The 394-nt window shown below is 35.8% G+C and carries 1 protein-coding gene; it reads right to left on the reverse strand.

Going from position 1 to position 394, the window contains the following annotated elements; genetic code table 11:
* The coding region (locus tag AOA62_RS29660) for an MFS transporter (RefSeq protein ID WP_256592502.1) at positions 1 to 374 on the reverse strand (374 nt) is incomplete at its 3' end.
* Between the last annotated feature and the right edge of the window lie 20 nt (positions 375 to 394).

The following is a 394-nucleotide window of genomic DNA, read 5'->3' on the forward strand; positions in this document are numbered from 1 at the left end:
ACAAAGTGGTGTCCTTTTTTATCGCTAAGTCGTCCCAAAAAAGGACTAGCTGACATATTGGCAAATCCCATGACAGACATTGCTAAACCAGCATAAAATGCAACATTTTGAGAAGTAGTAAGCTCCTGAACAAAGATAGATAAAAGTGGATTAATACCAATTAATGCACATTGGACAATAAAAAAGACCACAAAGAGAGATAGAATCGGAGAAGTTGATATGATTTTTTTAAAGTCTTGAACCGTATTTGTTTTCACCTTTTCTTCTTTTTTCACAAAATTCTCTTTCACAAAAAATAATACACCAAGGGCTGCTATTAAAATAGCTCCACCCGTCACGTAAAAAATCATGCGAAAGCCCATGAAATCTGCCATTATCCCACCGAATAAGGGAC

Origin of the sequence: Pseudomonas sp. 2995-3 (assembly GCF_002742565.1) — a bacterium.
Classification (GTDB): Bacteria; Pseudomonadota; Gammaproteobacteria; order Pseudomonadales; family Pseudomonadaceae; genus Aquipseudomonas; species Aquipseudomonas edaphica.